This is a genomic window from Zhongshania aliphaticivorans (genome assembly GCF_902705875.1).
GTDB lineage: Bacteria > Pseudomonadota > Gammaproteobacteria > Pseudomonadales > Spongiibacteraceae > Spongiibacter > Spongiibacter aliphaticivorans_A.
In genome coordinates, this window is the sequence record NZ_CACSIK010000001.1 from 2,010,271 (window position 1) to 2,035,917 (window position 25,647).

Genomic DNA, 25,647 nt, shown 5'->3' on the forward strand with positions numbered 1-25,647 from the left:
ATATCAATAGCTTAAGGTATTATTTCGCACCATTATGGCGCCATATAAATTCCCCAAACTGCTTAAAAAATCATGAAACATGCCCCTTCAATTACCCGTAAATGATAAAAACTGCTTAGAACCGAATATTTAGAATTCCATCCTCATCAATACCAAGTTAAAATGCACTCACCGTTGACAAAACATTTCAGCTCTCTATATTTGTCAGTCCCGCGCAAGCGGAACTCCTCGTGTTACATCACGGCAACACCTTGCCAGATGCTAGACACAAGGAGCCAACGCCACAAGCTAGCTAAAGAAAGTAACAGGAGCCCGTCCCAATGAGCGACAAGAAAGCAAGTCTGAGTATCGATGGAAAAACCCTGGACCTTAAAGTCCACTCTGGAACTATCGGACCGGACGTAATCGAAGTTAGCGCCCTGACGGGTAACGGATACTTCACTTATGACCCAGGATTTGTATCCACCGCAGCCTGCGAATCCAAAATCACCTACATTGATGGTGACAAAGGCATATTACTTCACGGTGGCTACCCCATCGAACAACTTGCAGAACATTCAGATTATCTAGAAACATGCTATTTACTGCTTTACGGTGCATTGCCAAACGCGGCCGAAAAAGAAAAATTTGTTAACAAAGTTCGCATGCACACCATGGTCAACGACCAGATGAGTACTTTTTTCAAAGGTTTTCGTCGCGACGCTCACCCAATGGCAATTATGTGCGGTGTAGTAGGCGCCTTATCAGCGTTTTATCACGACTCACTTGATATTACAGACGAGAAGCACCGCGAAATTTCGGCTATTCGCCTTATCGCTAAAATGCCAACACTGGCAGCCATGACTTACAAGTACACAATTGGCCAGCCTTTCATGTACCCGCAGAACCACCTGAGTTACTCAGAGAATTTCCTGCACATGATGTTTGGCAACCCTTGCGAGCCAAGCAATGTAAATCCAGTGTTAGCCAAGGCTATGGATAAAATCTTTTTATTACACGCAGACCATGAGCAGAACGCATCAACGTCAACCGTGCGTTTAGCTGGCTCTACCGGAGCAAACCCGTTTGCCTGCATCTCCGCCGGTATCGCGGCACTTTGGGGGCCATCACACGGCGGCGCCAACGAAGCTGTACTCGATATGCTGAACGAAATTGGCGACGCATCACGCATTGATGAATACGTTGCTAAAGCAAAAGACAAAGATGACCCATTCCGTCTAATGGGCTTTGGACATCGCGTTTATAAGAACTTCGACCCGCGCGCCAAAGTGATGAAGCAAGCTGCAGATGAAGTACTTGCAGAGCTTGGCTTGGAAGATGACCCACTACTAAAAATCGCAAAACGTTTAGAGCAAATTGCCCTTGAAGATGAATACTTTATTGACCGCAAACTCTATCCAAACGTCGATTTTTACTCAGGAATCATTTTAAAAGCGATTGGCATTCCAACTAGCATGTTCACTGTAATTTTTGCCCTAGGACGTACTCCTGGCTGGATCGCCCACTGGAACGAAATGATTAGCGGAAGCTACCGCATCGGTCGTCCTCGCCAGCTGTATACAGGCCCTGCGACTCGCGATTTCGTACCATTAGATAAGCGTTAAAAAACCAAAGGCCGCTAAATCAGCGGCCTTTTTTAACCTTCCAAGAAACTAATCGCACCTACAAACCCACACCTATCACCGCGTTTTATATTCAAAACCCATTTCAGCCCCATCAACTGATTCACCGTAGCTACTGATATTACTATCTTTGCTAAATTCCGCGCCTTCTTTCAGACGTAGTTTAGGCTTTACTTTTAAGCGCCCCTCCTCCTTTTTGTCACTTTTATCAAACCACTCCCCTACCCCATAACGGCCCGCTTCATCCTCCTGCCAATCCTCAACATTGGTATGAATATCCTTTGGTAAGCTCAGGTCTAAAACGACTGGTTCAGCTGTCTTTACAGGTATAGCCGCCTCAGCTGGAGGCTGCACAGATTCAGACGCAACGGTAGCTGAAGATGTATCTTCAGTCGTACTTATTATTTCAACCTTGTTCTCACTATTGCTAGCTTCGTCAACCTTATCCGCACACGAGACCAACACCCAAGCTATAAAAATAATAAGCCAATGAATTTTCAACATGCTTAGCTTCACCCTCTCAAAACGACACGACCCACCTCGTCCAATTGGACAATAGCGAAGATGAAAAGTGGCGTATACATTAACTGAATAAAAACTGACTATATCTAAGGGACAAATATGAACAGACTCGCCGGAAAAGTTGCCATAATCACTGGCGCAGCAAGAGGCATGGGTGCCGTTACCGCTAAATTATTTATTGAGCATGGCGCCACAGTCATCATCGCAGACATACTTGACGATGCAGGTGAAGAACTCGCAAATGAACTTGGTCATAAAGCACATTACATTCACGCCGATGTCTCATGCGAAGCAGATTGGACAAAACTCATTAATGCATCAACACAGCTAGGCGCACTTACCACACTCGTCAACAATGCGGCCATTTTACACGCTGCATCCATTGCGGATTCCAATGCAGATGACTATATGCGCGTCATCAAGGTTAACCAACTCGGCAGCTACCTTGGCATTCGCGCAGCAATAGCCCCCATGAAGCAGGCTGGCGGCGGGTCAATTATAAATATTTCTTCAATTGACGGCCTCCAAGCCAAAAATGGCTTATCAGCCTACGTATCAAGCAAATGGGCAGTACGGGGTCTGACAAAGTCAGCAGCGATTGAACTCGGCCCCTACAATATCCGCGTAAATACCGTGCATCCTGGCGGCATTTTTACCGCCATGCACGGCGCAGAAACTAATGCTGAGCCGTCTGAGCAAGATAATGCGTTCTATCAAAATCACGCTCTTCCACGAGTAGGTTTACCCTTAGAGGTTGCAAACATGAGCTTATTTCTTGCCTCTGATGAAAGTAGCTATTCAACTGGCGCAGAGTTTCTTGTGGACGGTGGATGGCAAGCGGGGCTGCGGCTTAATATGCTACCAAGCTCTTAGGATATAGAGTGTATAAACAAACACTGGAAAGCGCTCTCAAGCTCTTCTATATTAGGTTATACGAAAAATCACTCACACGGAGGACCCATGGACACCGAGATACACACAATGAACTTACTCTTTGAACAACTTGGTTTGCCAAGCGACGACAAGGAGATAGAGCGCTTCATTGTTAGACACCGGCCACTTCCTAGAGGGCTTCAGATTCATGAAGCTAGCTTTTGGAAGCCAGCTCAAGCCAGCTTCCTGAAGGAGTCAATAGACATAGATGCCGAGTGGGCAGAGTTAGTTGATGAGCTAGACGCGCGAATGCGCTACTAACATTTCTAGCTAGCCTACACTCTCGTCTAGGCCTATGTAGCTAATTTTGGGATAAGAAACCCATTTAAATACCTGCTCATGACTACAAATCATACACTTATGCAGGACTTCGCCAGTTGCTGGGTTCATATCACCAGCAGCGACCATCATCCCGTGTCCGCATTTATCACAGACATAATTCACTTCTATCACTTGAACTGGACGTTTTATTTCAGGCATTAAGGGTATCTCATCTCAATGTTGGGAAGCACCATCTCTGGGCGCAGAATTTGCCGAAGCCGCTGGATCGCTCGGCAATGGTGCTTTGTTTTGCGCACTAAGCCCTTCTTTAGCGCGCTCTAATTCCTTCTCTACAGAGCTAATCATTGCTGACCAACCCTGAATTAAGGCGTCATTGGCGCTATCAATTAATCCACCTATAGATTTCTCTTGAAGGGTATCCATTTCATTTTTAGCAACCTGGATACGCTCATCAATGACATTGATACGCTCTGTTAAATGTAATAATTGTGTATTCAACGCCCTTCTATACGCCTTCTCATCTTTATACTGCCAATATTCAAAAACAAATAAGGCGACCACCACGATGACAGCAAGTAACATGCCTACTGATGATTTCATTTTTCATCCTCAAAAAGTCATCAAACAAAAAACTAGGGCTTAAGGCCCAAAATCTTTACTATGCTATGGCAGAGATCAATTTATCTCAAACGAACTATATACAGCGAAAAAAACACAAGCTTTTAGCCTCTAGGATTTTCATCACACTATGAAACTGCAGTTACTTCTTACCGGCAACGAACTTATGGCCGGCGACACCATCGACTCTAATTCATCTATGATTGCGCAGCTAATCACCGAGTATGGCTGGCGTATAGATAAGAAGGTGACAGTCGGTGACGACCTCAAACTACTTGAACAGCAAATCCAACATCTAGCTAATGACTGTGAAGTCCTTATTATTAATGGTGGCCTGGGCCCTACTGTCGATGATATGACCTCACTTGCTCTAGCCGGTATCAGCGGTAACACCCTCTGCGAACACCCCGACGCCCTCGCCCACTTAACCCAATGGTGCAACCACCGTGGGTTCAAATTAAACGCATCAAATTTAAAGCAGACGATGCTCCCTGCAGGCAGCCAAATCATTGCCAACTCCCGCGGGAGTGCGGTGGGCATAAAAATGCTACTCGGCAATTGCCTAATTCTTGCCACTCCAGGAGTGCCAAGTGAATTACGGGCAATGATGAACGAAGAAATCATCCCACTACTTTCGTCTCAGTTTCCATCAGACTATATTCAAACTCAACGCTTAGCCGTATTTGGCCTAGGGGAGTCGTCGATACAAGAACTCGTCAATAAAAAGCTCCCCAATTGGCCTAATGATGTTGAGCTTGGCTTTCGTGCATCCATGCCCGTTCTCGAAGTCAAGTTAACCACCAGAGGCAAAGATGCTAGCGAAAAGTTACACGTTTGGCGCCAGCACATTATCGAATTAATTGGCGACCACCTACTCGGGGACATGCCGCTTAATTTAGCGCAAGCACTTATCGCGGCTCTTAATAAAAATGGTCAAACAGTTTGTACAGCAGAGTCCTGTACAGGTGGAAATATCGCAGCGCAAATTACCAGCGTTGCAGGGTCTTCTCATGTTTTCCCTGGCGGCATAGTGAGTTACTCAAATGAATTGAAACAAAATTTACTCGCGGTTAGCGAGGCAAGCTTGGCTACCGACGGCGCGGTTAGCGCTACGGTAGCAAGACAAATGGCTGAAGGGGCTCTAAAAGCGACAGGTGCAAACTTAGCTATTGCAGTGACCGGCATTGCAGGCCCTGAGGGTGGTAGTGAAGAAAAGCCTGTAGGGACGGTGTGGATGGCATGGGGCAACAAGGAAAACCTTCGTGTCGAAAAGTTTTTCCTCCCCCTCGAACGCCATCTATTCCAAACCTTAGTAACCGCGCTAGGCTTAGACCTATTAAGGCGTTACACCCTAGGTATTCCAGGACTACCTGAACTTATGACACGGCGCCGTAGTTAATGACAGCCACTGGCTTACAGTTATGCCCTTGCTGTAAGCCAATCATCAACCCACTGTAACAACATTTCATAAGCTCCCTGAATCATTGCCGCGGCATCGCTATCCGTCACCTTTTCTGGCTCAGCTCTGCCATACCAATCTACCCGACAGCGCTTTCCATCCAGCGCAGTAACCTGTGCATTCGCCGAATAATTACTCACTGGCATAGGAACACCACGAGGAATATCATAAGCAAAACTCATGGCTTGGTGATCTTGTGCCGTTAACACTTCGTCAATAGGATCCATACCTTTAATATGCAAGCGGCGAGTCATGCCAATACCACCGCCAATCACCTCAATCTTATCAATACCCGGCGCCCAATTTATGTCGCCAAAATCCGCTAACAATGCCCATACCTCTGCGGCTGGCACATTGAATTCTCGTGCTAAATGCACCTCTACCATAACAAGCATCCTCTCTTATTTTTTACAGCATGCCTGATAATACTCCGTCCTACCCTCACCCGAATGGCCTAGCCATTTCTAAACATTTGGCAATGTAGGCAAACGCTAATTGGCGACACCCAGAAACACTGTTACCCTCTTTTAGTAACAAGCTATTAACTCAATATTATAAATAACCTTTCAGTAAGCGGTCACAACATGACAAAGGGCTCCACTGGCACCCCCGTACTGCTATTTAGCATGGATTCAGATCAATTTTGGGCTGCACCAACTACCACAGGTGGTCTAAAAGCGTATTACCAACAATACGGCAAGCACACTGAACACTATAATATTGAGCTCATTCATTTTAAGGATGACAAGGGCATTGTTAACTGGCAGAAATCGTGGCAAGAAAAACACTTGCCTGCTATTCGACAGGCCTCACAATCACACCATCAAGCCATTGTCGGTTTTAGCATGTACACATGGAATGCGGCTGAATTTCTTGCCCTCATTCACCAAATAAAAACTGAATGCCCGAATGTTCTATGTATTGCTGGTGGCCCTCATGTACAACAAGCTGAAGACTATCTTGGTGAAGACCCCATCGACATTATTATTCTTGGCGAAGGTGAATCCACCTTTACCGAAATATTAGATCAGCCAGATCGAAAATACTGGTCCCACATCAAAGGCATCGCTTTCCTTGATAATGGCACAATCAAAAAAACGGAGGAGCGTCAGCGCAGAAAATGCCTAGATGAACTCCCCTCGCCACTGGATGCCATTGAATTAACAGACGCCCACGGCAAACCACTCTATGATTCAATATCCTACGAAACCAGCCGCGGCTGTCCCTTTAAATGCGCATTTTGTGAATGGGGAACTGGGGCAATTGGGTCAAAAATGTACCAGTTTTCTATGACTAGGGTTCGCAGCGATTGGCACCGTATTGTCGATGCTGGCATAAAAGATATATGGCTTGCAGATTCTAATTTTGGTGCGCTCAAAGAAGACCTTGAAAAAGCACAACTCATTTGTGAGCTAAAACAAAAAACCGGATTACCAAGTAGCTTTGCAACCTCTTGGTCAAAAAAGCACAGCCCTAGAGTTCAAGAAATTGTGCTGCTTCTGCATAAAAATGGCTTACTTCCGCATTATCAACTCGCGCTACAAACACTAACGCCCCTTGCTCTTGAACTCAGCAATCGTAAAAACATGGCGGCAAACAAATACATCCCTATCGCCCAACAAATGGCCATTGAAGGCGTACCCATTGCCGCTGAACTTATTTGGGGGCTTCCCGGTGACAACCTAGCGGATTTCGAAAGTAACCTAGATGAACTCCTAAAAACTTTCCCAAACCTCAATATTTTTGCCTATACGCTATTACCAGGTACTGAATTTTATGAAAAGCGCAATGAATACCAGATTGAAACCATTCCCGTCGCAGGCTACGGCAAGGCAAAGGGTGAGTATGTAGTCGCCTGTCACACCTTCGATCGCAATGAGGGTATCGAAGGCTATTTCTTAATTACAGCCCACATTCTATTTGCGCACGGCCACATCATACCTTTGGCCATTCGATTTCTTGCTCTTCACAGTGAAATAACGACCGCACCGCTGCTTCGTGAACTACTGAGAATAGTTTGTGCTGAATATCAAGCCGACATGCCAGATATCAATTTACAAGACAGAATGACCGTCTACGAGCATCGTGCGACCTTATTCACAACCATTTTACAAGAACCTGAGCGACTTTATTCCCATCTCGAACAAGGCGTGCTTAACCACCTCAAGCGCACAAATAATCGCCAGTTAATAACAGCAACTAAACAGATATTAGCCATAGATCATGCGCTTTCTCCACGCTGTGGAGAGGCGAGCGAAATTAACTACGAATTTTCTTTTGACGCCATCAGTTGTAAAACCGCACTTGATTGTTTAAGCATCCCTAGCAGCGATGACCTCAAAACCAGCAACCGACAAACTGTGGCGGTAAAATGTCCTGGCGGCCTAGGGACTATATTAAAAGATCCTGACGGTGGTGCATGGCTAAGAGGTGAATTCCAACACCAAATAGCCGAGGTACAAACAGTTCGAATAATACACCCCAATATAAAACCGGCTCAGCCAATAGAGCAATAAGAAGCACCTGCTTTATGCAAGGGCTTCACGTATTTTTCTAGCGGTCTCAGCAAGTACACTATCATCAGCGCGTTTCGCATTCGCAATATTTGCATCAGCCATATCGTTGATAGGTAGCAAATGAATATGCGTATGCGGAACCTCTAAACCAATAATCATCATGCTCACTCGACGACAGGGAAATACTTTTTTCAAACCCTTTGCCAATAACTGAGACACACTCATCAAGTGAGTAGCCAACTCCGCAGGTAGGTCATCCCAATGATCAACCTCTTGACGAGGAATCAACAATAGATGACCGTCTTGGATGGGTTCAATCGTCAAAATAGCAACCGCGTATTCATCCTCCCAAACAAAGTGACCCGGTAACTCACCTTGAATAATTTTTGTAAAAATACTGCTCATATTTCCTCCAGTTCATCATATTTTATTAATGCTTGGTTGATTACACATCGTAATTGTTGCTCTACTTCCGCTCGTCCTGCCAACTTGTATTGCGATGCGATGCTAGACCAATCATGCCCAAATAAGAGTAATTCGAATGCTAATTCAGCACCCACAGAAGAGCGAAAATTTATATGAACACAAATACGTATTAAACTTGCAACTGCCTGCTCAAAAATTAATTCTTGCACACAATAACGTCGTACATTATTAAGATCCCTTTCGCTGAGCCCATCACCAGAATAATCCCCTTCCAACAAAGCCATCAAGGTCTCTGCGTCTAAGTGAGAGTGAACATTACGAACCGTTAGGGGTATATCAACTCTAAACTGCGCATGTAAATTGGTAAAACCTGTCTCCAATTCACACCCTATACCTTTACCGACTATCAATGAATATGCGCCACTAGATGAGTCACGTCGACTCCCTAACCATAATGAGGTGAAACCACTTTTCTGCCAAAAAGAAACAACATCTGCGGTTGCTGCAAAACTAGATGATAGAAATGCCGCTTTTTGTTGCTGAGCGTAAGTCGTTGCAAAATCTAATAAGCGACCGCCAACACCCCTGCGCCGAAAAGCTGCAGCCACTGCAATGCGATTGACTCTATAGCTTGGTAGGCGAGCATATCGAGTATTTCCGCTAAGATGAGTAAGCCTTTGCGCAACTAAATGACCAAGCGGTCTTCGCTTACCACAGGCAACCGCCTTAGCAAGTTCCAGGGCAAGCTCTCCTTCAGGAAGTAATTGGCATACCCCAACAATAATCCCCCGACTTTCCGCGACAATAACAACACACGACAAATCGACTAAATACTGTAAATCACGAGGTGAAGTTTGGTAATGCGCCTGCACCAACAAACCAAAGACTTGACTGAGTATATCTTCGTCTTTCAAACAATCTGGTTCTAATATGCGTACTTGAACGTCTTCCCCAGCCGGCTCGGCAATCGGTTCTGCGTTTAATAAAAAAGCGCTATTCAACCACGCTTCAAGCGGGTCAGTATTTGACCACCGCACGGGAATACGAAGTTCACAACGTCGCCATTGGGGACGTTCTTTTTGAAGAATATCCTTAAAACGAATATCGAATCCCCGGCCGCTGCCTTCATAGCCGTGTACTGTGGTAGAAAATACTAACCGTGGGTAACGACGTAATAAACGGTGCAATAATGTCACCGGCAGCGCTGCCGCTTCGTCTACTAAAACCAGATCCCACTCACCACTGGCAGCAAGTTCACACGCCGGTAGAAATTTCAATATTGCATGGTGATAAGTAAAACAATTATCAACACTTTTACCTTGCGGCAGTAGACGCTGTACATGCCGAAACGCTGCATGCACGGAATCTATACCTGGTGCTGTTATTGCCACCCGACTGCAAGCACCCATTTCAAATAACTTGGCCACCGCAATGCCAAGTGACGATGATTTACCTCTTCCTCTGTCTGAACGAATAACAAGTGGTCGCCACGATCGCCCCTTTACCACTTTAACAATAGCGCTTACTGCCGCTTGTTGGTCCTGATTCGGTAAGATTGTTTGCCAGCACGCCTGTTTATTAGGTAGACGGAGTTGTGGAAGCTGGCTTAAAAAAGAATTTTCATTAAGGTGATACACACCCTCTGCCATCGGTACTTTCGACAATAATCTCTGTATAAAAAACGACTCTTTATTGTCTTTTATGTGCTCAGAGTTTGATTGAAAATAACCTGGCCATTGGGAGAACTCTGGGCAAATGACAATCAAAACCCCACCTGCCATTAAGGTACCAGCGGCGGCTAAATAATCATCCACTGATTGCGATGTATACGCGTTAATGATGACAGATCGAAACTCTTTACCGAGTTGGCGCTTCGCGTTTTTGGGGTTAACGCATCCAATTGAGTCTTCAGAAACCAGCAATGACTCACTATCTTGCAATGCTAATCGAGCAATTTGCTCATTCGCCCAGGACTGCGAACCACTCAAAAACAATAAGTAGCGGTGACCATTATGCTCGCCAACTTCACGCAACTTCTGAAGAAAATCGCCTAAGCTGCCTGCGCTGCTCATGCCTGAGAATCAATCATGATTTAGTTGAAGGATAAACCGGTGCTTCCGGCATTAACACATGGAGGATAATTCGCTCATCATTATGGTAAAGTTCACCAGCTTCCTCGCCACCATACTGTATTGCAAGATCATAAAGACGCCGCTTTATTTCTTTTGGATTTATAAATCCCAAGACTAAACCAGCTTCTATAAAGCCTTCTAAACGATACAAAACCGCCGGTGGGATATCAAAGCCTTCAGATTGATCACGAAAGAATGACAGCAGACGATCATCAAGCTCTTCAACAAACGTCTTCTCCTGGGTATTTATCACGGTAAATTCCGCTCTTTTTGTACCAAGACCCACGGTGCAACAACCACAGCCCAGACTTCACAATTCTCTGCCAACCATGTTGTTGCAATGTATTCAGTTGCCTTTATTAATTTTTCATTTTTCATTAACGCTGAAATTTCTTCAGCCTCATCATTTGCAACAGATGCTGCAGTAGCAACTAGATCCACGCCCGGCGCGACAACTAATACTGCCCCTTGGGCATAAAAGCGCTGCAAATCTTTCCATAATATTTTTGAAGTTTCACGATTTAACTTTATTAAAAGTTCTGAAGATTCACTTGAATTCACACTGCTGCCTTATTCTTTATGAAGCAATTAATTGACTATTTCTCTTAACAACATTAATACCAGTTGTAGGGGTTAATGTATGCTGGGCCATTTACAATGCCATGGTGGATTACAGCTTTCTAGTATGGCCTGTAGATCCTCATTTAAAAATGCGTCGCCTTGCGAGGGTAGGCAAACATAAAGCTGCTCACAACCATTGAACTGAAAGCGTAATGCCATTGCATGCAAATACATACGGTCGCATTGTTGCTTGCGAGGTCCATAGCGTGTATCACCAAGAATCGGAACACCCAAGCTTTTCATTACGACCCTTAGCTGATGGGTTTTCCCAGTATGAGGCCGCAATAAATAGCCCCTAAGCCCGTCCACTAGAGCGTAGCTAAAAAACTGGCTTATAGAAGGGTTGCTGCGAGTTCTACTTAGCAAATAGCTACCGCTTCGGCTCTTTTTAATATCGCCAACAATCATTCCTTGTTTTTTTGAAGGCTTGCCTTCAGCAAGGGCAAAGTAGAATTTTTCAACCTCTCTGCTAGCAAATAAACGACCAAATTCAGCGGCAGCACTTACATTTTTAGCAATGAGTAACAAACCCGACGTCGCGTCATCAAGCCGGTGTACCAAATGCAAAGACTCTCCAGGAAAATCTCGATGCAAGATATCTAATAAGCTCTCATCATGGTGATTACGATGCAGGTTAACGCCTGGAGCTTTATTAATAACAAGGTAATCCGCATTATTTTCTAACAATAAATAACTAAGCTTTTTTGCGGCCGTCATGACTACCTCATTCAGCCCCGCCATTGCTAAAAGAATTAACTCTTGCAGTCATTAACTCTCTTAGTACATCAATTTCTCTAAGAACCTCTTCATCTGGTGACGAAAACTCAATTTGTAATACTAAACCTTCAAATGCGTCTTGTTCAGCCTCATGTGCATACACATCCAAAAGCTGCATTTTCAAATTAACATCGTCATTCGTACTTATTTCCTGCTCTAAAATCTGTCTTGCGCCACTATAGTCACCCAACTCTAAACAAGCACCAGCCCTAGCGCTAACATCGCCTCCGTCAACGTCCTCACCCAGCCAGCTATCATCTAAATCTGGAATATCTAGATCAATAAGCTCTTGCTCATCACTAGAGCCACCATTTTGTAAAAGCGCATCTTCATCAAGATCTGCAAAGAAATCGTCATCGATATCCGCTAAGCTAGCCTTCTGGCTCACCGCAATTTCTGGCTGAGCATATTGACTAGGCATAACTCTACTTTGAGAAATAACATCGTCTGGAGCAGCAAAATGATCTTCAATAGGATCAGGCTTTGGCTTTATTTCATTCTCAGTAAGCAAGCCCGTCGGTTTCGCATCAAGTGCTGAAAAAATATCATTAAAATTGTCTTTTACAGAGGCTAACTCTGCCTGCGCTTTCGCTTGGACTGCGGCATTAACATCAGCTAAACCACCCACTGCTTCTGTATCGTGTCCTACAAAAGAAGAATCATTTTCCCTTGAGGCCTTCCGGTACCGTAGCAATAGTAAAATAAGCCCTACTACCGGTACGAACCACCACAGCCATGACCATGTACTCGATACCGCATTTGTACTCTCTGCAGTGTCACCATCAATATTATTGGTAACTGCCGTAACACCGCTAGCTTCCTTAACGCTACCTAGATTAACAACACTGGTGTTCCCAGGCGGTGCATCAACAGCTTGATTACCTTCTGCCGCAAGCGCGGCAATCTCACCCGCATTGACACCATCCTCAGGACTTACTGCAATCACCGTAGATTCGCGCTGAGGTAAATCGCCTTCACCAAAGCCCTCATCATCTGCAAACTCAGCTTTGTTTGTTGAATCAACACCATTAAGCGCTTTAACTTGAGCATTTAAATCATCTAGCTGAGACTGCAATAACGCCAACTTTTTGGTCATAGCAGTAATATTCTCTGATACCTCAGCAAATTCTGTTTGAACATCGCTTAGATTCTTATTTAAAAATTGCGACTCAGTTAAAGCCTCTTCTACAGGCTCATTGTCGTCTTCGCGCTCACGGCGAACCGGGTTTAATACTTCTGGCCGGGGACCACTGGGTGTTTTTGTCACACCGCTAGTTAGCAGCTGCTCCTGCTTATCTTTAGGCTTTATTGATGGTGTTGGCGGAACCTCTTTAGATTCTAAAACACTATCAAATAAATCGAGGGTCACACGCTCTTTTAATAAATTACGATTATTGCGAATAAAAGCACCCGGATTATTACTGTATAACCGCGACATCCAATCATTGGCAGTTCCGCCCTTAGCACGGGCTACTCGGCGCGCAATACTCCACAAGCTATCGCCCCGCGCCGTCATATAAAACGCAGTGTCAGGCCCAATACTCGGCACTGTATTCAATCGACTTCCCTGAGACGAGCTTACGATAGGCGGCAACATAGCATCCGTTTGTAGTGGAAGACTTAAATCATCACTTGGTGGTGCTTTTACAGTAGCTGAAGAATTAGAGCTCGATACAGTTTGATCTGTTAATGCGGTATTTTCTGGAATTGATGACGAGTCTGGCAAATCAAGTAATAAAGTGTAATCTCTCGTCAAGGCACCACTAGGCCAACGAACCTTGATAGAAAAATATAAATACGGTTCATTAATGGGAGTATCACTGCGCAGATAAATAGTACCGCTGCCATCTTCTTGTATCTCGCCTGCAACTGAGAGGGAGCGCGTATCAATATTACCAATATCAAAGCCGGTATCAGGATCAACAACGGACTCAAGTGTTATCAATACATCAGGGCTACCTACGCCCTCGGCACCAAATACTGGAATGCGTGCGAACAATGGCTGACCGAGCTTTGTATCTAAGTTTACCGCCCCCAAACCCAAAGACATGGCATCATTCACCATCAAAACCCCAATACAAAGGGGTAATAATTTAGGCAATTTGTTAAATCCCATAGTATAGCTCTCTAGTTCTATGCCTTTGAATATTGGCCCATGACGAGTATTTGGACGCTAAAAAACAGCAACGCCATCATTATCCCCATTAAACGCCGGCAAAAATACGAAAACAATGGCAAATACGCTTCGTATCACTGGCATATATCTAAAATAGATCACAACGATAGATATTTCCCAGTTTTATGTTCTCTTCCACCGCCTTCGAAAGTTTTCCCCAGTTAAGGTGAATAAGCTTGTGGATAAACGTGTAGATTACAGTCCTAAGGCACCGTTCATGGTGCCCAGACAAAACAGCATAAATTTTAACCAGACTGTCACAAAGCTATTTCTTTGATCCATTATCAACAAATGTCAAGATCAAGATGATCGTCACCATGACAATGGCGGCACACCAATATGGGTAGCTCGGAGCAAGGCGATACAGCACCCCACCAACCAGTGGACCAATCATAAACCCAAGCCCTGCAATCGCACCTAACAGCCCAGCCAAACCTCCTTGTTCATGGGATTCGACGGCCATTGTTGCGCTCGCAGTAAATGACGGTCCAGTTAAGCCCATACCAAAGCCAAATAAGCCCATGGCAACAAACAACATCCATTGGCCGTTTGCGTTTGCCAGCATTAAATATGACAACAACATGAAAGGCAGTCCTACCCGTAACAGTCCCATTGGTAAGCCGGTGTAGCGTCTTACCACAAAAAACTGCGCTCCCAATATGGCGACTGACGAAACCACCATGGCGGCAGAAAATAATTGCGCAGCACGGACCCCGTCAATATTGAGCATATCTTGAAAATAGAACCCCAGTGTCTGCTGGACCATACCCAGTAAACTGAAGATAACAAATCCGATAATAATAAACATACGGTAACGTGGGTCAAAATAAGCCAACTTCGCCAACTTCTTACCGCTAGTATTAGAGACAGGAATGGCGGGTAAGTAGCGCCAAACTAAAAGCCCGGCAATAAATGACACAACAGCTTGAATATAAAGAGGAGCTAAATAACTAATACTAACAAACCACGCCAAAGCGGGTCCTAACATAACACCGAGCTGATTACAGGCCTGAAGCTTACCCATACCTTTGGTTCGCTCATGTACCGAAGTTACATCAACCATATACGCGGCAGAAGCAGGATGTGTTGGCGACATAATAACCGCGTGGAAGGCACGACTAAGAATTAAACAGATGAACAGCGTAGTTCCCAACAAAACGCCTGTAAGGCCTAAATAAGCCACCCCATTAAACGCAAGTGTACCGACAACATAGCCAAATAAACCTAGAATAATGAGTGGTTTTCTACCCAGCCGGTCACTTAACCGCCCCCATTTTGGCGCAGCGATGAAGAATACAAATGCTGTTAACGCCGACAATGTGGTGATTGCCAGTTCGCGAGGTTCCAGTACAAGGTCAGAAAAAGGCAGCTTAAATACCAGCAAATCCAAATGAAGCTCTCGCCCCAGCATCGGTAATATGGCAAAAACAACAGTTTGCCCCATTCCCACACTTATCATGGCGAGATAAAGGCTAAACATGGCTTTAAAGCCCGGTTTAGTCACTTTCCCTGTTGAACTACTCACCTAGATCCTTCTCCTCGCTTACAAAAAACAGTGACTCTAGAGCGCTTATATAAAGACATATAGCCATATAACGTATTCTACCGGGCTGCTTGCGGCGCTATACACTCAGCCGTTCTAACAGCGTAGTCTAACATTAGCGCTAAGCAATTGCTGACTTCTCACTCACTGATACGCTTTCCAGACTACCCCGTTCTTGTAACACAATGACGCTGTTCACTATCTCCTTGGACGCGCCGCCCCTTTAATTGGATCACGGCTTTTTATGTGCTAACCACAATCAGAACTGCAACAATTAATTGCAAAGCCTCATATATCTCGCACTGAAATTCGCTAAACTAATCCTTTTCAGTCATAACTAGTCACGCAGAAACAGGTCTCCGTCTATGCACAATGCCAAACCGCGTCTTCCACTAATACAACGCTGGCTTAACGCCCTAGAAATGGCGGGAAATAGGCTCCCAAATCCGGTGCTATTGTTTATTTACTTTTGCATTGCCATTATTGCTGTCTCGGCCATTGCCGCATATTTACAACTTTCGGCTGTACACCCCGCGACACAAGATCTTATTTCGGCGAAATCCTTATTAAGCCGTGAAGGGATAAACTGGATCATTAGCAATACGGTCAATAATTTCATCCATTTCGCCCCCGTAGGCTCGGTATTGGTTGCAATATTGGGTATCGCCGTTGCAGAACACTCAGGTTTGCTAAGCCATGTACTCAAACGACTCACCGCGAACGCTCCACCCAGAATACTTAGTAGTTTTGTGGTCTTTGCGGGTGTGATGTCTAGCATAGGTTTTGATTCGGGTTATGTAGTCCTCATTCCACTCGCGGCATTAATGTTTCAAGCTGCCGGGAGATCTCCTTTAGCGGGCATCGCCGCCGCATTTGCGGGTGTGTCTGGCGGGTATAGCGCAAATCTATTACTTGGCCCCGTTGACGCTATTCTGTCTGGAATAAGTACCGAGGCGGTGAGTCTAGTGTCGCCAAATCGAGAAGTTCTCACCAGTGCTAACTATTATTTCACCTTGGTATCAGCATTATTCATTACGGTTACCGGCGCTTGGGTAAACGAAAAAATTGTCGAACCACGACTCTCTAAACCCAACGCATCAAGTAATAACACTGAAGAACGCCAATATATCGCATCACCTGAAGTAAAAAGAGCACTGCGTAGAGTCGCTGTCTTTAGCCTCATCTTTATCGGTCTATTAATTTATTTAGTTCTGCCTGAGCAAGGCCTGTTACGAAATCCAGATCCCAATGGTTTGACTGCACTACCATTGCTTAATGGAATTGTCGTGTTCATAGCGCTGTACGCAACAATTAGCGGTTTGATATTTGGCTATAGCACGGGTAAATACCAGCGCCATCATGACTGGATTGCCGGCATGGAAAGCGGAATAAACAGTTTGTCTGGCTATCTAGTATTAATGTTCTTCGCCGCCCAGTTTGTTAATTACTTTAATTGGACTGGCTTGGGAGCGATTTCAGCAATTAATGGCGCAAACTGGCTGGCAGGCTTAGCCTTATCCAAAACAAGCTTGCTACTAGGCTTTATTTTTGTGAGTGCAGCTATAAATTTATTAATAGGTAGTGCTTCAGCAAAATGGGCATTGATTGCGCCCATTTTTATTCCCATGCTGTTTTTACTCGGTGTCGATCCCGAGTCAGCACAGATGGCGTATCGAATCGGCGATTCTAGTACTAATATTATTACACCGTTAATGCCCTACTTCGGCGTGGTAGTGGCATTTATGCAACGCCATGATGACTCAGCGGGAATGGGTACATTGATTGCACTTATGCTCCCCTATTCTTTGGTATTTTTATTTTCCTGGTCAATCCTACTAAGCGCATGGCTTGCCATTGGCCTTCCCCTAGGTCCGGGGTAAGTGCTGAATTAAGCTCACTACTCCTGTACTGTTGCCGCCATTTCATCAATATCAACATGGCGTACATTCGCACCTTTTACTAAGTAAATAACGTGCTCAGCAATATTCCTAGCGTGGTCACCCACGCGCTCCAAGGAGCGTAAGGCCCACATAACCTGCAACACCGATGAAATCGTGCGCGGGTCCTCTATCATATAGGTCACAAGGCTGCGCATTGCGGTGCCGTACTCAAGGTCAACGGCCTTGTCTTCTTCTGCCACCGCTAAAGCCAAGTCGATATCAAGACGTGCAAACGCGTCAAGCGCGTTCCGTACCATGCCAGAGACATGATCACCAATATGACGAATTTCTAAAACGCTGCGAGGTAGACCGCCAAGTTCGGTGAGTCGTATCGCACTTTCTGCCACCTTGCTTGCTTCATCACCCATCCGCTCAAGGTCACTTAAAATCTTGCTAATAGACAGTACTAAACGTAAATCACTGGCAGCGGGATGGCGTCTAGCCAAAATGATCGTGCATTCCTCATCAATAGCGACCTCAAGGCTGTTAACAAGGTTGTCACCCTGTTTCACATCCGATGCTAGGCCAGTATCTAAATTCATAAACGCGTTGGTAGCGTCTGCAACTTGTTTCTCTACCAAGCCACCCATTTCCAGCATTCGCGTTTTTATGTCATCCAAGTCGGCATTAAACTGCTGCGAAATATGGTGTGAATGCGCACTCTTCTCTGTCATGAGTTCTCTCCAAAATCGTTCAGCGAAATTTTAGCCATAACGACCAGTAATATAATCTTCAGTCTGCTTATAGCTTGGATTTGTAAACAGGGTATCGGTATTATCAAATTCAATTAACTTGCCCATATACATAAATGCAGTGTAGTCAGACACCCGCGCTGCCTGTTGCATATTATGGGTGACAATAACAATGGTGTATTTGTCTTTTAGTTCGTAAATAAGTTCTTCAATCTTCAGGGTTGAAATGGGGTCTAGTGCAGATGCGGGTTCATCCAGCAATAGTACCTCAGGTTCTACCGCGATTGTACGCGCTATCACCAAACGTTGCTGCTGACCGCCAGACATTCCCAAGGCATTATCATGTAGTCGATCTTTGACTTCGTCCCACAACGCCGCGCCACGCAAAGAGCGCTCGACCACTTCATCAAGGACACGCTTTTTATTTATTCCTTGAATCCGCAAGCCATAGGCAACATTTTCATATATTGATTTTGGAAAAGGATTTGGTTTCTGGAATACCATACCAACTCGTCGACGTAATGTTGCCACATCTACGCGTTTATCATAAATAGGCGATCCATCTAACGCGATACCACCATCGATTCGACAGGTATCCACTAAATCATTCATTCGATTAAAGCATCGCAATAAGGTCGATTTACCACATCCACTCGGGCCAATAAACGCCGTCACCTTCTTGCGTGGAATGACCATATTAACGTCAAACAAGGCTTGTTTTTCACCGTAATATAAATCCAAATTATCAACGGTGAGCGTAATATCCTCATCGTGGATAGAAGATTGTTCCGCACCATACCTGCCAAGGGTTTCCATATTAATTGCGTGCGCCTTTAGCTGTGATTTATCACTAGTCATAACACTCGCCACCTTATATTCATATTACTCTGACCTACAGTTCTAGTGATTTATATTTTTCACGAAGATGGTTTCGCAAAGCGACTGCACTGAAGTTTAACAAGGCAATAATAACCACCAGCAGCAACGCGGTCGCGTACACCAATGGCCGTGCGGCCTCTACATTTGGGCTTTGAAAACCAACATCATATATGTGAAAACCAAGATGCATAAATTTTTGGTCTAAGTGGAAATAAGGGAAGTTGCCATCAACGGGTAGCGAAGGTGCCAATTTAACAACACCCACTAACATCAACGGTGCCACCTCCCCTGCAGCCCTTGCAACAGCCAGAATTAAGCCCGTCATCATTGCCGGACTAGCCATGGGTAACACTATTCGCCACAGCGTCTCCGCCTTGGTGGCGCCAAGCGCCAAGCTGCCCTCCCGCAAATTACGTGGAATACGCGCTAAACCTTCCTCTGTCGCAACAATCACCACCGGCAGGGTCAACAAGGCTAAAGTAACCGACGCCCACAGCAAGCCGGGGGTACCAAAGGTGGGCGCTGGTAGGGCTTCAGGGAACATCGCCTTGTCCATCTCAGCACCCAAGAAGTAAATAAAAAATCCTAAGCCAAATACACCATAAACAATGGAGGGAACGCCGGCCAAATTATTAACAGCAATCCTAATAATCCGTGTCATCACCCCTTGCTTGGCGTATTCACGTAAATAAACTGCCGCAACCACACCAAAAGGCGTCACCATAATCGACATAATTAGCACCATAATGACGGTGCCGAAGATCGCAGGAAAAATACCCCCTTCCGTGTTTGCCTCACGGGGTTCATCACTTAAAAACTCACCAAACTTCGCAAAATAAAAGCTAATCTTTTGGAATAAGCTCATCCCATTAGGCTGGTATGCGTGAACCACTGTGGCAATTTGTAGTTCTCTTGTTTTACCCGACGCAGTCTCCATAATAAAACTGTCGCGCCGCCACTCTTGATATAACTCAGAAAGTTGGGACTGCATTATCTTGTATTGGGCGTCAAGCTCAGCCCGCTCTGCCAGTAGGTCAGCCTTTATTTGTAAACGTCGACTAGCTGATAATTCCTCATTAAGCTCTATCTTCCGCTCACTTAAGCGTAACTTCTCCAGCCGATAATTTATTGCGCCTATATCACCTTTCTCAATTTTCTCAATTTGCTTATAAAGCTTCTCGGCCCTATCAACCCGAAGCTGAAACTCACTCCAAACATCGTTGTTTTCAGCACTTGTGACCTTGGTGCCACGCTCTTTAATACTTTGTAAATATCCGTAAAAATTTCCCCACTCTCGTCGCTCAATAACCACTGCATTTTCTGGGTAGCTAATGTCTTGCAAATATTGACTAATTACCCATTTAAAATCCGCACCGCTAACGTCTCTATTTCCGAGTTTGACTAGCTGTCTTTCAACAAAGTTTTCCTTGGTATCAATGTTAAACCCCGCACTGAGTAATTGTTCTATGGGCACCGATTCAGATTCAACATGCTCGGCCATTACCGCAACTGGGACTTCGCCAGGTAATACATAGTTAGACTGCATAACCGCCGCCGGCCAAAAATGACCAAAGCCTCGGACCGCCAACAATAAAAGCAAACCAACAACAGCCAGTGTACTCACCGTGACAGCGGCGGCGTTTAACCAAATCATGGGCTCACCGCGCTTACACCATTGCATAAAGCTTTGTTTATTATCGTCGTACAATGACATAAGCTAACTTCCCGTAAACTTGCACTTATCCAGCAAGCAATATAACAATGACAACTAGAGGTTTCCGTAGCGCGTGCGTAACCGTTGACGCACTGTTTCGGCAATGGTGTTCACCACAAAAGTGAAAATAAACAACACAAACGCGGCTAGAAACAACACCCGATAATGCGAGCTATCAACCTCGGTTTCACCAATTTCAACCGCGATATTGGCCGCAAGTGTCCGCATTCCCTCAAAAATATTCGCATCCATAATGGGCGTATTACCTGTCGCCATTAAGACAATCATCGTTTCACCCACCGCTCGCCCCATACCAATCATCAGAGCCGAAAAAATACCGGGACTGGCTGTTGGCATCACCACACCGACTAAGCTTTGCCACGGGGTAGCGCCCAAGGCTAGTGAGCCATAGCTAAGATGCTTGGGAACTGAAAAAATCGCATCTTCGGCAATAGAGAAAATGGTTGGGATTACCGCAAACCCCATTGCTATGCCAACTACCAGTGCGTTTCTCTGATCGAAGGAAACCCCCATGTCGTTGGTCAACCATGCCCGCATATCCCCGTCAAAGAGCCCACGCTCAATCGGTGCGCTAGACTCCACACACACAAATACTATCGCAAGCACCACAGGAACAAGCAGTAGCGAATGCCAGCCATCTGGGATATGACGTCGAAAGTTTGCTGGTAATCGCGACCACGTCCAAGCAAACACTAAAATACCAACAGGCAGGAGAATAAATAATGAAAATACCGCCGGTAAGTTTTTCTCAATAAAGGGAGCCAACCATAAGCCGGCTAAAAAACCGAGAATAACGGTTGGCAAGGCTTCCATTAGCTCAATTAATGGCTTGGTTTTTTGACGGAGAGCCGGCGCCATAAAATACGCCGTATAAATGGCCGCACAAATAGCTAAAGGGGCCGCAACAAGCATCGCATAAAAAGCGGCTTTCAATGTTCCAAACGCTAAAGGTGCGAAGCTGTATTTCGCTTCAAAATCATTATTCGCTGCCGATGACTGCCAAACATAATCTGGCTCAGGATAACTTTCATACCAAACCTTGCTCCACAGCGCAGACCATGACAACTCTGGGTGCTCATTATGCAAAGCGAAAGTTTTTAAACTCCCACCCGATGTTTCAATTAACAATTTATTGGCGCGTGGCGAAATAGCCATTGTCTGCACCGAGCCTACGGAGAGGTCTTTGCTCAATAAACGCCGGTGTGAGGTGGTGTAAAATAAGGCTAACTGCCCATCTGAGCTGACGCTTGCAAAGCCTTTTCTGCGATGCTCAGTCACTAAGGCCGCGCTACCGCCATTGGGAATATCAAAATGGCGCACCGCCTGTAGCCGGTAACCTGATTCTCGCGCCTTATCCCGCACCACAAACCATTGACCTACTGCACCATGATCACTGGCGACCATTAATGAAATACCGCCGAGCAAAAACCTCGCTTGACTCAATGATCCGGTATCGAATAAATACCCTCGATCGGCAACCGTTTGCTTACGCAGGTCAATAAGTCGAAAGCCACCATCACTGCCCAAAACATATAACCATCTTTGACCGGGGTCGATCAGCACTTGATTAGGGGTGATGTCTAATTTAGGTAATTGAACCTCCTCTTCACTTAAAGTCACCTCTTCACTCAAGAAGTCTTCTTCTTTAATCCATCTACGGCCCAGCAGCTTGCCATTGCTTACACCGATAATCAGTAGCGACTCATCACTGTCACTAATTGCAATTTGTTCTACGGCAAGCCCATTACTTAAGGTAAATGCCGACTCCCCATATGGATAGCTCAATTTTGGACTAATCAAACGCTTATCATTTGGATAGCTGATACGGTAATCGTGTTTCGCAATCAGAACATTGCCATCACTAAGCCCCAAAGCAAATATTCGACTTTCTTCGGACTCCAGTGCAAAACTCAAAATATCCACACCATTTAAGGGTAAATCTGTTGTGGATAATAATGTGCCATCACTTAATTGATAAAACTTGGCCTCCCCCGTTTCGCCCAACCTAAAGGCAATCTCAGCCTGCTCTTCCATGGCCAAATATAAAGCTGGGGCATTTGCGTTAGCCTCAAACTCAATACCCTCTTGCACAGATGCCGAACGAAACAAAGGCATAATTTCATATAGCAAATAAAAGAAAATAAGCAAAATTGCAAAAAGCACCCCGATACCACCTGCAGTAATCGTTGTTGCCGTAATCACATTTTTAGCCTGACGCCACTGTTGGTAGGCGGTAGCGGTAGCACGTACCTCAGATTGACTCATTTCTTATAGCTCGCTGAATTTCAATATACACAATGTGGCATTTTGAGGGTGGGCCAGTATCAATATGCGGATGCTAAATTGCCGCGTACGTTTTGCGGCAATATCTTCGAAAACGCTAGCCTTATTTGGTTACAGCAGAATTAACTACAGCCCCATCTTGTCGCGAATCCTCTCGACAACACTCGCCGGCAGTGGAACATAACCATCTTTTACGACTACTTCTTGCCCTTGTTTTGAGAGTACTAATTTTAAAAATTCACGCTCCAAAGGCGCTAATGGCTTATTGGGCGCTTTATTTACATAAACGTATAAAAACCGAGACAGCGGATATGCGCCAGATGTCGCGTTTTCAAATGTCGCCGTCACAAATTCGTCATTTGCACCTTTGGCCAGAGGAACAGCCCTAACACTTGAGGTTTTATAGCCAATGCCCGAGTAACCAATACCATTTACAGAGGTAGAAACAGATTGGACTACCGATGCCGAGCCGGGTTGTTCATTGACTCCGTTCTTAAAATCACCTTTGCATAGCGCTTTTTCTTTAAAGTAACCGTAGGTACCTGACACAGAATTACGACCAAACATTTGGACATCACGTGCCGACCACGCGCCACTCATGCCCAAACCACCCCATGTCTCGATACTATCGGGGTGCCCACACCGGTAAGTACTCGAAAAAACCGCATCAACCTGCGACATTGTCATGCCTTCAATAGGGTTATCTTTATGAACAAAAATCGCTAAGGCATCAATTGCTACCGGTATGGCCGTAGGCTTATAACCGAATTTATTTTCAAACGCCTCTATTTCCTTGCCCTTCATTTTCCGGCTCATGGGACCAATATTAGAAGTACCCTCTGTTAAAGCCGGTGCAGCAGTAGACGAGCCCGCAGCCTGAATTTGAATATTGATATTTGGGTAGTACCGTTTAAAGTCTTCGCCCCATAACGTCATAAGGTTTGCTAGGGTATCTGAACCAACACTAGACAAATTTCCAGACACACCGGAGGCATTAGTATATTCAGGCAACGCTGCATCTACCTCAGTAGCTCCGGTTACTGTCACCGATGACAGCGCAACTAGCGTTCCGACCAAATACTGTTTAATACCCACAAACCCTCCCTCATACCAATTCAATGCCTTAAAGCAGCCACTCTATAGGCGAATTATGACAGATATGTGACAGATTATCGGAATAATTCGACGATTATGATGACACTGTCTCCACTGCCGCTGAACGGGGGAAAACACAGCTAAACACGCTACCTTGGTCAGGAACACTACGTATTCGCAGCTCAGCGCGATGCCGAATTAACACATGTTTAACGATAGCCAGTCCCAACCCTGTTCCCCCAGTATCTATGGACCGACTTTGATCTACACGATAAAAGCGCTCGGTTAAGCGAGGGATATACTGAGGCTCAATCCCGATACCAGTGTCTTCAACTTCGAAATACGCATGATTATCATCACAGTACCAACGTAAAATGATTGTATCTTTGTCCGAAGTATACCGAGCCGCGTTCATCGCAAGGTTTGAGAATGCACTGCGTAATTCATTCGCACTACCGCTAATGGCAACGCTATCATCACACTCTATCAGCAAGTTGCGCTCGCCCTTGGCCGCAGTGGCACACTCTTCGCGAATCATCTCCATTAATGAACGCATACTAATTAACGACTCTTCCCCCGCCTTGGGAACAGCCTCTAATCGCGACAGGAGCATAAGATCTTGAATCAGCATGTGCATACGTCGTGACTGCTGTAACATTTGACTTACCGCGCGATCCCAGCGGGCATTTTCGCCACCGTGCTCAGAAAAAGTCTCGAGATAGCCGTTGATAACGGTTAACGGCGTACGCAATTCATGTGAAACATTCGCAACGAAATCTTTCCGCATTTTTTCCAAGCGGTGAGTCCTGGTGACATCGCGGGCAAATAACAAGCGGTTGCGCTGACCAAAAAAGCTGACACTAACACTAAGGTTGATATGGTTATTTACCGGAGACATCATTTCAAGCGAGGTTTGATAACTCTCCGCTTCAAAATAACGTAAAAATGCCGGACTTCGAATAAGATTAACTAACTGGCGGCCAACATCATCAGACTCACGCAAGCCTAAAAGCTCGTTTGCAGAGGCATTACACCACTCAATATTGCCCTGCGGATCTAACATCACGACAGCATCTGACATAGACGCAAACGATGAATGGAGATAATCGATCATTGCCTGTAATTTATTCGTATTTTGTGTTGCATCACGTTGCATGTCATAAATGACATCAAAAACCTGCCCCCACATACCCATTGCCTCCGGAGGCTCACTGTTTGCACCGCTATACAACCAATCCGACAAATGCTGGAGTGATCTTAACAACCATCCACATGCCAATAACGCTGTAACAAATAGTGGCCAGACACCTAAATCAAAGATTGTACAAGCTCCTGCCACGGCGGTGACAGGTAGGCTAATACGCAATAATTCGGTTTTCCAACTGTAGTAGCGCAT

Annotated in this window: 22 protein-coding genes; 6 read left to right on the forward strand and 16 right to left on the reverse strand. The window is 45.2% G+C overall.

From position 1 onward, the window contains the following. Positions 1-320 precede the first annotated feature (320 nt). Positions 321-1,604 (forward strand): citrate synthase, encoded by a 1,284-nt coding sequence (gene gltA / locus AELLOGFF_RS09160; RefSeq protein ID WP_159268457.1) that lies wholly within the window; start codon positions 321-323, stop codon positions 1,602-1,604. A gap of 75 nt (positions 1,605-1,679) precedes the next feature. Here the strand turns inward: gltA and AELLOGFF_RS09165 are convergent, their stop codons facing one another. Next, positions 1,680-2,126 carry a hypothetical protein gene (locus AELLOGFF_RS09165; protein WP_159268458.1) on the reverse strand — a complete coding sequence of 149 codons (447 nt, stop codon included), beginning with the start codon at positions 2,124-2,126 and terminating at the stop codon, positions 1,680-1,682. 117 nt (positions 2,127-2,243) lie between these two features. Here AELLOGFF_RS09165 and AELLOGFF_RS09170 point away from each other — a divergent pair, with 117 nt between their 5' ends. Further along, positions 2,244-3,017 carry a glucose 1-dehydrogenase gene (locus AELLOGFF_RS09170; protein ID WP_159268459.1) on the forward strand — a complete coding sequence of 258 codons (774 nt, stop codon included), beginning with the start codon at positions 2,244-2,246 and terminating at the stop codon, positions 3,015-3,017. A gap of 87 nt (positions 3,018-3,104) precedes the next feature. Beyond that, entirely contained in the window at positions 3,105-3,338 is a 234-nt protein-coding gene (locus tag AELLOGFF_RS09175) for a DUF2789 domain-containing protein (protein ID WP_159268460.1), read from the forward strand. Positions 3,339-3,572: 234 nt separating this feature from the next. On the opposite strand, the gene AELLOGFF_RS09180 is transcribed toward AELLOGFF_RS09175, so the two are convergent. Then, on the reverse strand, positions 3,573-3,959 hold the full coding sequence (locus tag AELLOGFF_RS09180) for a hypothetical protein (protein ID WP_159268461.1): 387 nt from the start codon (positions 3,957-3,959) through the stop codon (positions 3,573-3,575). A gap of 148 nt (positions 3,960-4,107) precedes the next feature. Between AELLOGFF_RS09180 and AELLOGFF_RS09185 the strand changes: the two genes are divergently transcribed. Further along, the gene (locus AELLOGFF_RS09185) at positions 4,108-5,376 is read left to right on the forward strand and encodes a CinA family nicotinamide mononucleotide deamidase-related protein (RefSeq protein ID WP_159268462.1); all 1,269 of its coding nucleotides are present in this window, start codon (positions 4,108-4,110) and stop codon (positions 5,374-5,376) included. Positions 5,377-5,396: 20 nt separating this feature from the next. On the opposite strand, the gene AELLOGFF_RS09190 is transcribed toward AELLOGFF_RS09185, so the two are convergent. Further along, positions 5,397-5,822: an SRPBCC family protein gene (locus AELLOGFF_RS09190; protein WP_159268463.1), complete on the reverse strand. Its 426-nt coding sequence runs from the start codon at positions 5,820-5,822 to the stop codon at positions 5,397-5,399. Positions 5,823-6,020: 198 nt separating this feature from the next. On the opposite strand from AELLOGFF_RS09190, the gene AELLOGFF_RS09195 reads away from it, so the two are divergent. Continuing rightward, positions 6,021-7,952: a B12-binding domain-containing radical SAM protein gene (locus tag AELLOGFF_RS09195; RefSeq protein ID WP_159268464.1), complete on the forward strand. Its 1,932-nt coding sequence runs from the start codon at positions 6,021-6,023 to the stop codon at positions 7,950-7,952. Between the two features lie 12 nt (positions 7,953-7,964). On the opposite strand, the gene AELLOGFF_RS09200 is transcribed toward AELLOGFF_RS09195, so the two are convergent. The 7 genes from AELLOGFF_RS09200 to AELLOGFF_RS09230 form a co-directional block, all read right to left on the reverse strand. After that, positions 7,965-8,357, reverse strand: a complete 393-nt coding sequence (locus AELLOGFF_RS09200) for an HIT family protein (RefSeq protein WP_159268465.1) — start codon at positions 8,355-8,357, stop codon at positions 7,965-7,967. After that, positions 8,354-10,450: a GNAT family N-acetyltransferase gene (locus tag AELLOGFF_RS09205; RefSeq protein WP_159268466.1), complete on the reverse strand. Its 2,097-nt coding sequence runs from the start codon at positions 10,448-10,450 to the stop codon at positions 8,354-8,356. Before AELLOGFF_RS09205 ends, AELLOGFF_RS09200 begins: the two co-directional genes overlap by 4 nt. Before the next feature lie 13 nt (positions 10,451-10,463). Then, on the reverse strand, positions 10,464-10,763 hold the full coding sequence (locus AELLOGFF_RS09210; protein WP_159268467.1) for a hypothetical protein: 300 nt from the start codon (positions 10,761-10,763) through the stop codon (positions 10,464-10,466). Beyond that, complete coding sequence (locus tag AELLOGFF_RS09215; RefSeq protein WP_159268468.1) at positions 10,760-11,071, reverse strand: DUF2288 family protein; 312 nt, start codon at positions 11,069-11,071, stop codon at positions 10,760-10,762. The genes AELLOGFF_RS09210 and AELLOGFF_RS09215 overlap by 4 nt, the downstream gene beginning before the upstream one ends. Before the next feature lie 72 nt (positions 11,072-11,143). Then, positions 11,144-11,848, reverse strand: a complete 705-nt coding sequence (locus AELLOGFF_RS09220; RefSeq protein WP_235035646.1) for a TIGR01621 family pseudouridine synthase — start codon at positions 11,846-11,848, stop codon at positions 11,144-11,146. A gap of 7 nt (positions 11,849-11,855) precedes the next feature. Next, positions 11,856-14,024 (reverse strand): FimV family protein, encoded by a 2,169-nt coding sequence (locus AELLOGFF_RS09225; RefSeq protein WP_159268470.1) that lies wholly within the window; start codon positions 14,022-14,024, stop codon positions 11,856-11,858. A 325-nt stretch (positions 14,025-14,349) separates the two neighbouring features. Then, a complete protein-coding gene (locus AELLOGFF_RS09230; protein ID WP_159268471.1) occupies positions 14,350-15,609 on the reverse strand; it encodes an MFS transporter in 1,260 nt (419 codons plus the stop codon). 383 nt (positions 15,610-15,992) lie between these two features. Here AELLOGFF_RS09230 and AELLOGFF_RS09235 point away from each other — a divergent pair, with 383 nt between their 5' ends. Then, positions 15,993-17,507, forward strand: a complete 1,515-nt coding sequence (locus tag AELLOGFF_RS09235) for an AbgT family transporter (RefSeq protein WP_159268472.1) — start codon at positions 15,993-15,995, stop codon at positions 17,505-17,507. Between the two features lie 17 nt (positions 17,508-17,524). Here AELLOGFF_RS09235 and phoU read toward each other — a convergent pair whose 3' ends face one another. From phoU to phoR, 6 genes are all read right to left on the reverse strand, one after another. Then, the gene (gene phoU / locus AELLOGFF_RS09240) at positions 17,525-18,241 is read right to left on the reverse strand and encodes a phosphate signaling complex protein PhoU (protein ID WP_159268473.1); all 717 of its coding nucleotides are present in this window, start codon (positions 18,239-18,241) and stop codon (positions 17,525-17,527) included. Positions 18,242-18,271: 30 nt separating this feature from the next. Beyond that, a complete protein-coding gene (pstB, locus tag AELLOGFF_RS09245; RefSeq protein ID WP_268818562.1) occupies positions 18,272-19,075 on the reverse strand; it encodes a phosphate ABC transporter ATP-binding protein PstB in 804 nt (267 codons plus the stop codon). Positions 19,076-19,151: 76 nt separating this feature from the next. Further along, positions 19,152-20,852 (reverse strand): phosphate ABC transporter permease PstA, encoded by a 1,701-nt coding sequence (gene pstA, locus AELLOGFF_RS09250; protein WP_159268475.1) that lies wholly within the window; start codon positions 20,850-20,852, stop codon positions 19,152-19,154. A 54-nt stretch (positions 20,853-20,906) separates the two neighbouring features. After that, complete coding sequence (locus tag AELLOGFF_RS09255) at positions 20,907-23,138, reverse strand: ABC transporter permease subunit (protein WP_159268476.1); 2,232 nt, start codon at positions 23,136-23,138, stop codon at positions 20,907-20,909. 144 nt (positions 23,139-23,282) lie between these two features. Beyond that, positions 23,283-24,251, reverse strand: a complete 969-nt coding sequence (locus tag AELLOGFF_RS09260; RefSeq protein ID WP_159268477.1) for a PstS family phosphate ABC transporter substrate-binding protein — start codon at positions 24,249-24,251, stop codon at positions 23,283-23,285. Positions 24,252-24,345: 94 nt separating this feature from the next. Continuing rightward, entirely contained in the window at positions 24,346-25,647 is a 1,302-nt protein-coding gene (phoR, locus tag AELLOGFF_RS09265; RefSeq protein WP_159268478.1) for a phosphate regulon sensor histidine kinase PhoR, read from the reverse strand.

Excerpts from the sequence above, each read along its gene's own strand:
- AELLOGFF_RS09220 (WP_235035646.1), bottom strand. The coding sequence starts at position 11,848 with ATGACGGCCGCAAAAAAGCTTAGTTATTTATTGTTAGAAAATAATGCG.
- AELLOGFF_RS09255 (WP_159268476.1), bottom strand. The coding sequence starts at position 23,138 with ATGAGTCAATCTGAGGTACGTGCTACCGCTACCGCCTACCAACAGTGG.
- AELLOGFF_RS09185 (WP_159268462.1), top strand. The coding sequence starts at position 4,108 with ATGAAACTGCAGTTACTTCTTACCGGCAACGAACTTATGGCCGGCGAC.
- phoU (WP_159268473.1), bottom strand. The coding sequence starts at position 18,241 with ATGACAGAGAAGAGTGCGCATTCACACCATATTTCGCAGCAGTTTAAT.
- AELLOGFF_RS09190 (WP_159268463.1), bottom strand. The coding sequence starts at position 5,822 with ATGGTAGAGGTGCATTTAGCACGAGAATTCAATGTGCCAGCCGCAGAG.
- AELLOGFF_RS09225 (WP_159268470.1), bottom strand. The coding sequence starts at position 14,024 with ATGGGATTTAACAAATTGCCTAAATTATTACCCCTTTGTATTGGGGTT.
- pstB (WP_268818562.1), bottom strand. The coding sequence starts at position 19,075 with ATGGAAACCCTTGGCAGGTATGGTGCGGAACAATCTTCTATCCACGAT.
- AELLOGFF_RS09195 (WP_159268464.1), top strand. The coding sequence starts at position 6,021 with ATGACAAAGGGCTCCACTGGCACCCCCGTACTGCTATTTAGCATGGAT.
- AELLOGFF_RS09170 (WP_159268459.1), top strand. The coding sequence starts at position 2,244 with ATGAACAGACTCGCCGGAAAAGTTGCCATAATCACTGGCGCAGCAAGA.
- gltA (WP_159268457.1), top strand. The coding sequence starts at position 321 with ATGAGCGACAAGAAAGCAAGTCTGAGTATCGATGGAAAAACCCTGGAC.
- AELLOGFF_RS09235 (WP_159268472.1), top strand. The coding sequence starts at position 15,993 with ATGCACAATGCCAAACCGCGTCTTCCACTAATACAACGCTGGCTTAAC.
- AELLOGFF_RS09175 (WP_159268460.1), top strand. The coding sequence starts at position 3,105 with ATGGACACCGAGATACACACAATGAACTTACTCTTTGAACAACTTGGT.
- AELLOGFF_RS09200 (WP_159268465.1), bottom strand. The coding sequence starts at position 8,357 with ATGAGCAGTATTTTTACAAAAATTATTCAAGGTGAGTTACCGGGTCAC.
- pstA (WP_159268475.1), bottom strand. The coding sequence starts at position 20,852 with ATGTCATTGTACGACGATAATAAACAAAGCTTTATGCAATGGTGTAAG.
- AELLOGFF_RS09205 (WP_159268466.1), bottom strand. The coding sequence starts at position 10,450 with ATGAGCAGCGCAGGCAGCTTAGGCGATTTTCTTCAGAAGTTGCGTGAA.
- phoR (WP_159268478.1), bottom strand. The coding sequence starts at position 25,647 with ATGCGCTACTACAGTTGGAAAACCGAATTATTGCGTATTAGCCTACCT.
- AELLOGFF_RS09165 (WP_159268458.1), bottom strand. The coding sequence starts at position 2,126 with ATGTTGAAAATTCATTGGCTTATTATTTTTATAGCTTGGGTGTTGGTC.
- AELLOGFF_RS09180 (WP_159268461.1), bottom strand. The coding sequence starts at position 3,959 with ATGAAATCATCAGTAGGCATGTTACTTGCTGTCATCGTGGTGGTCGCC.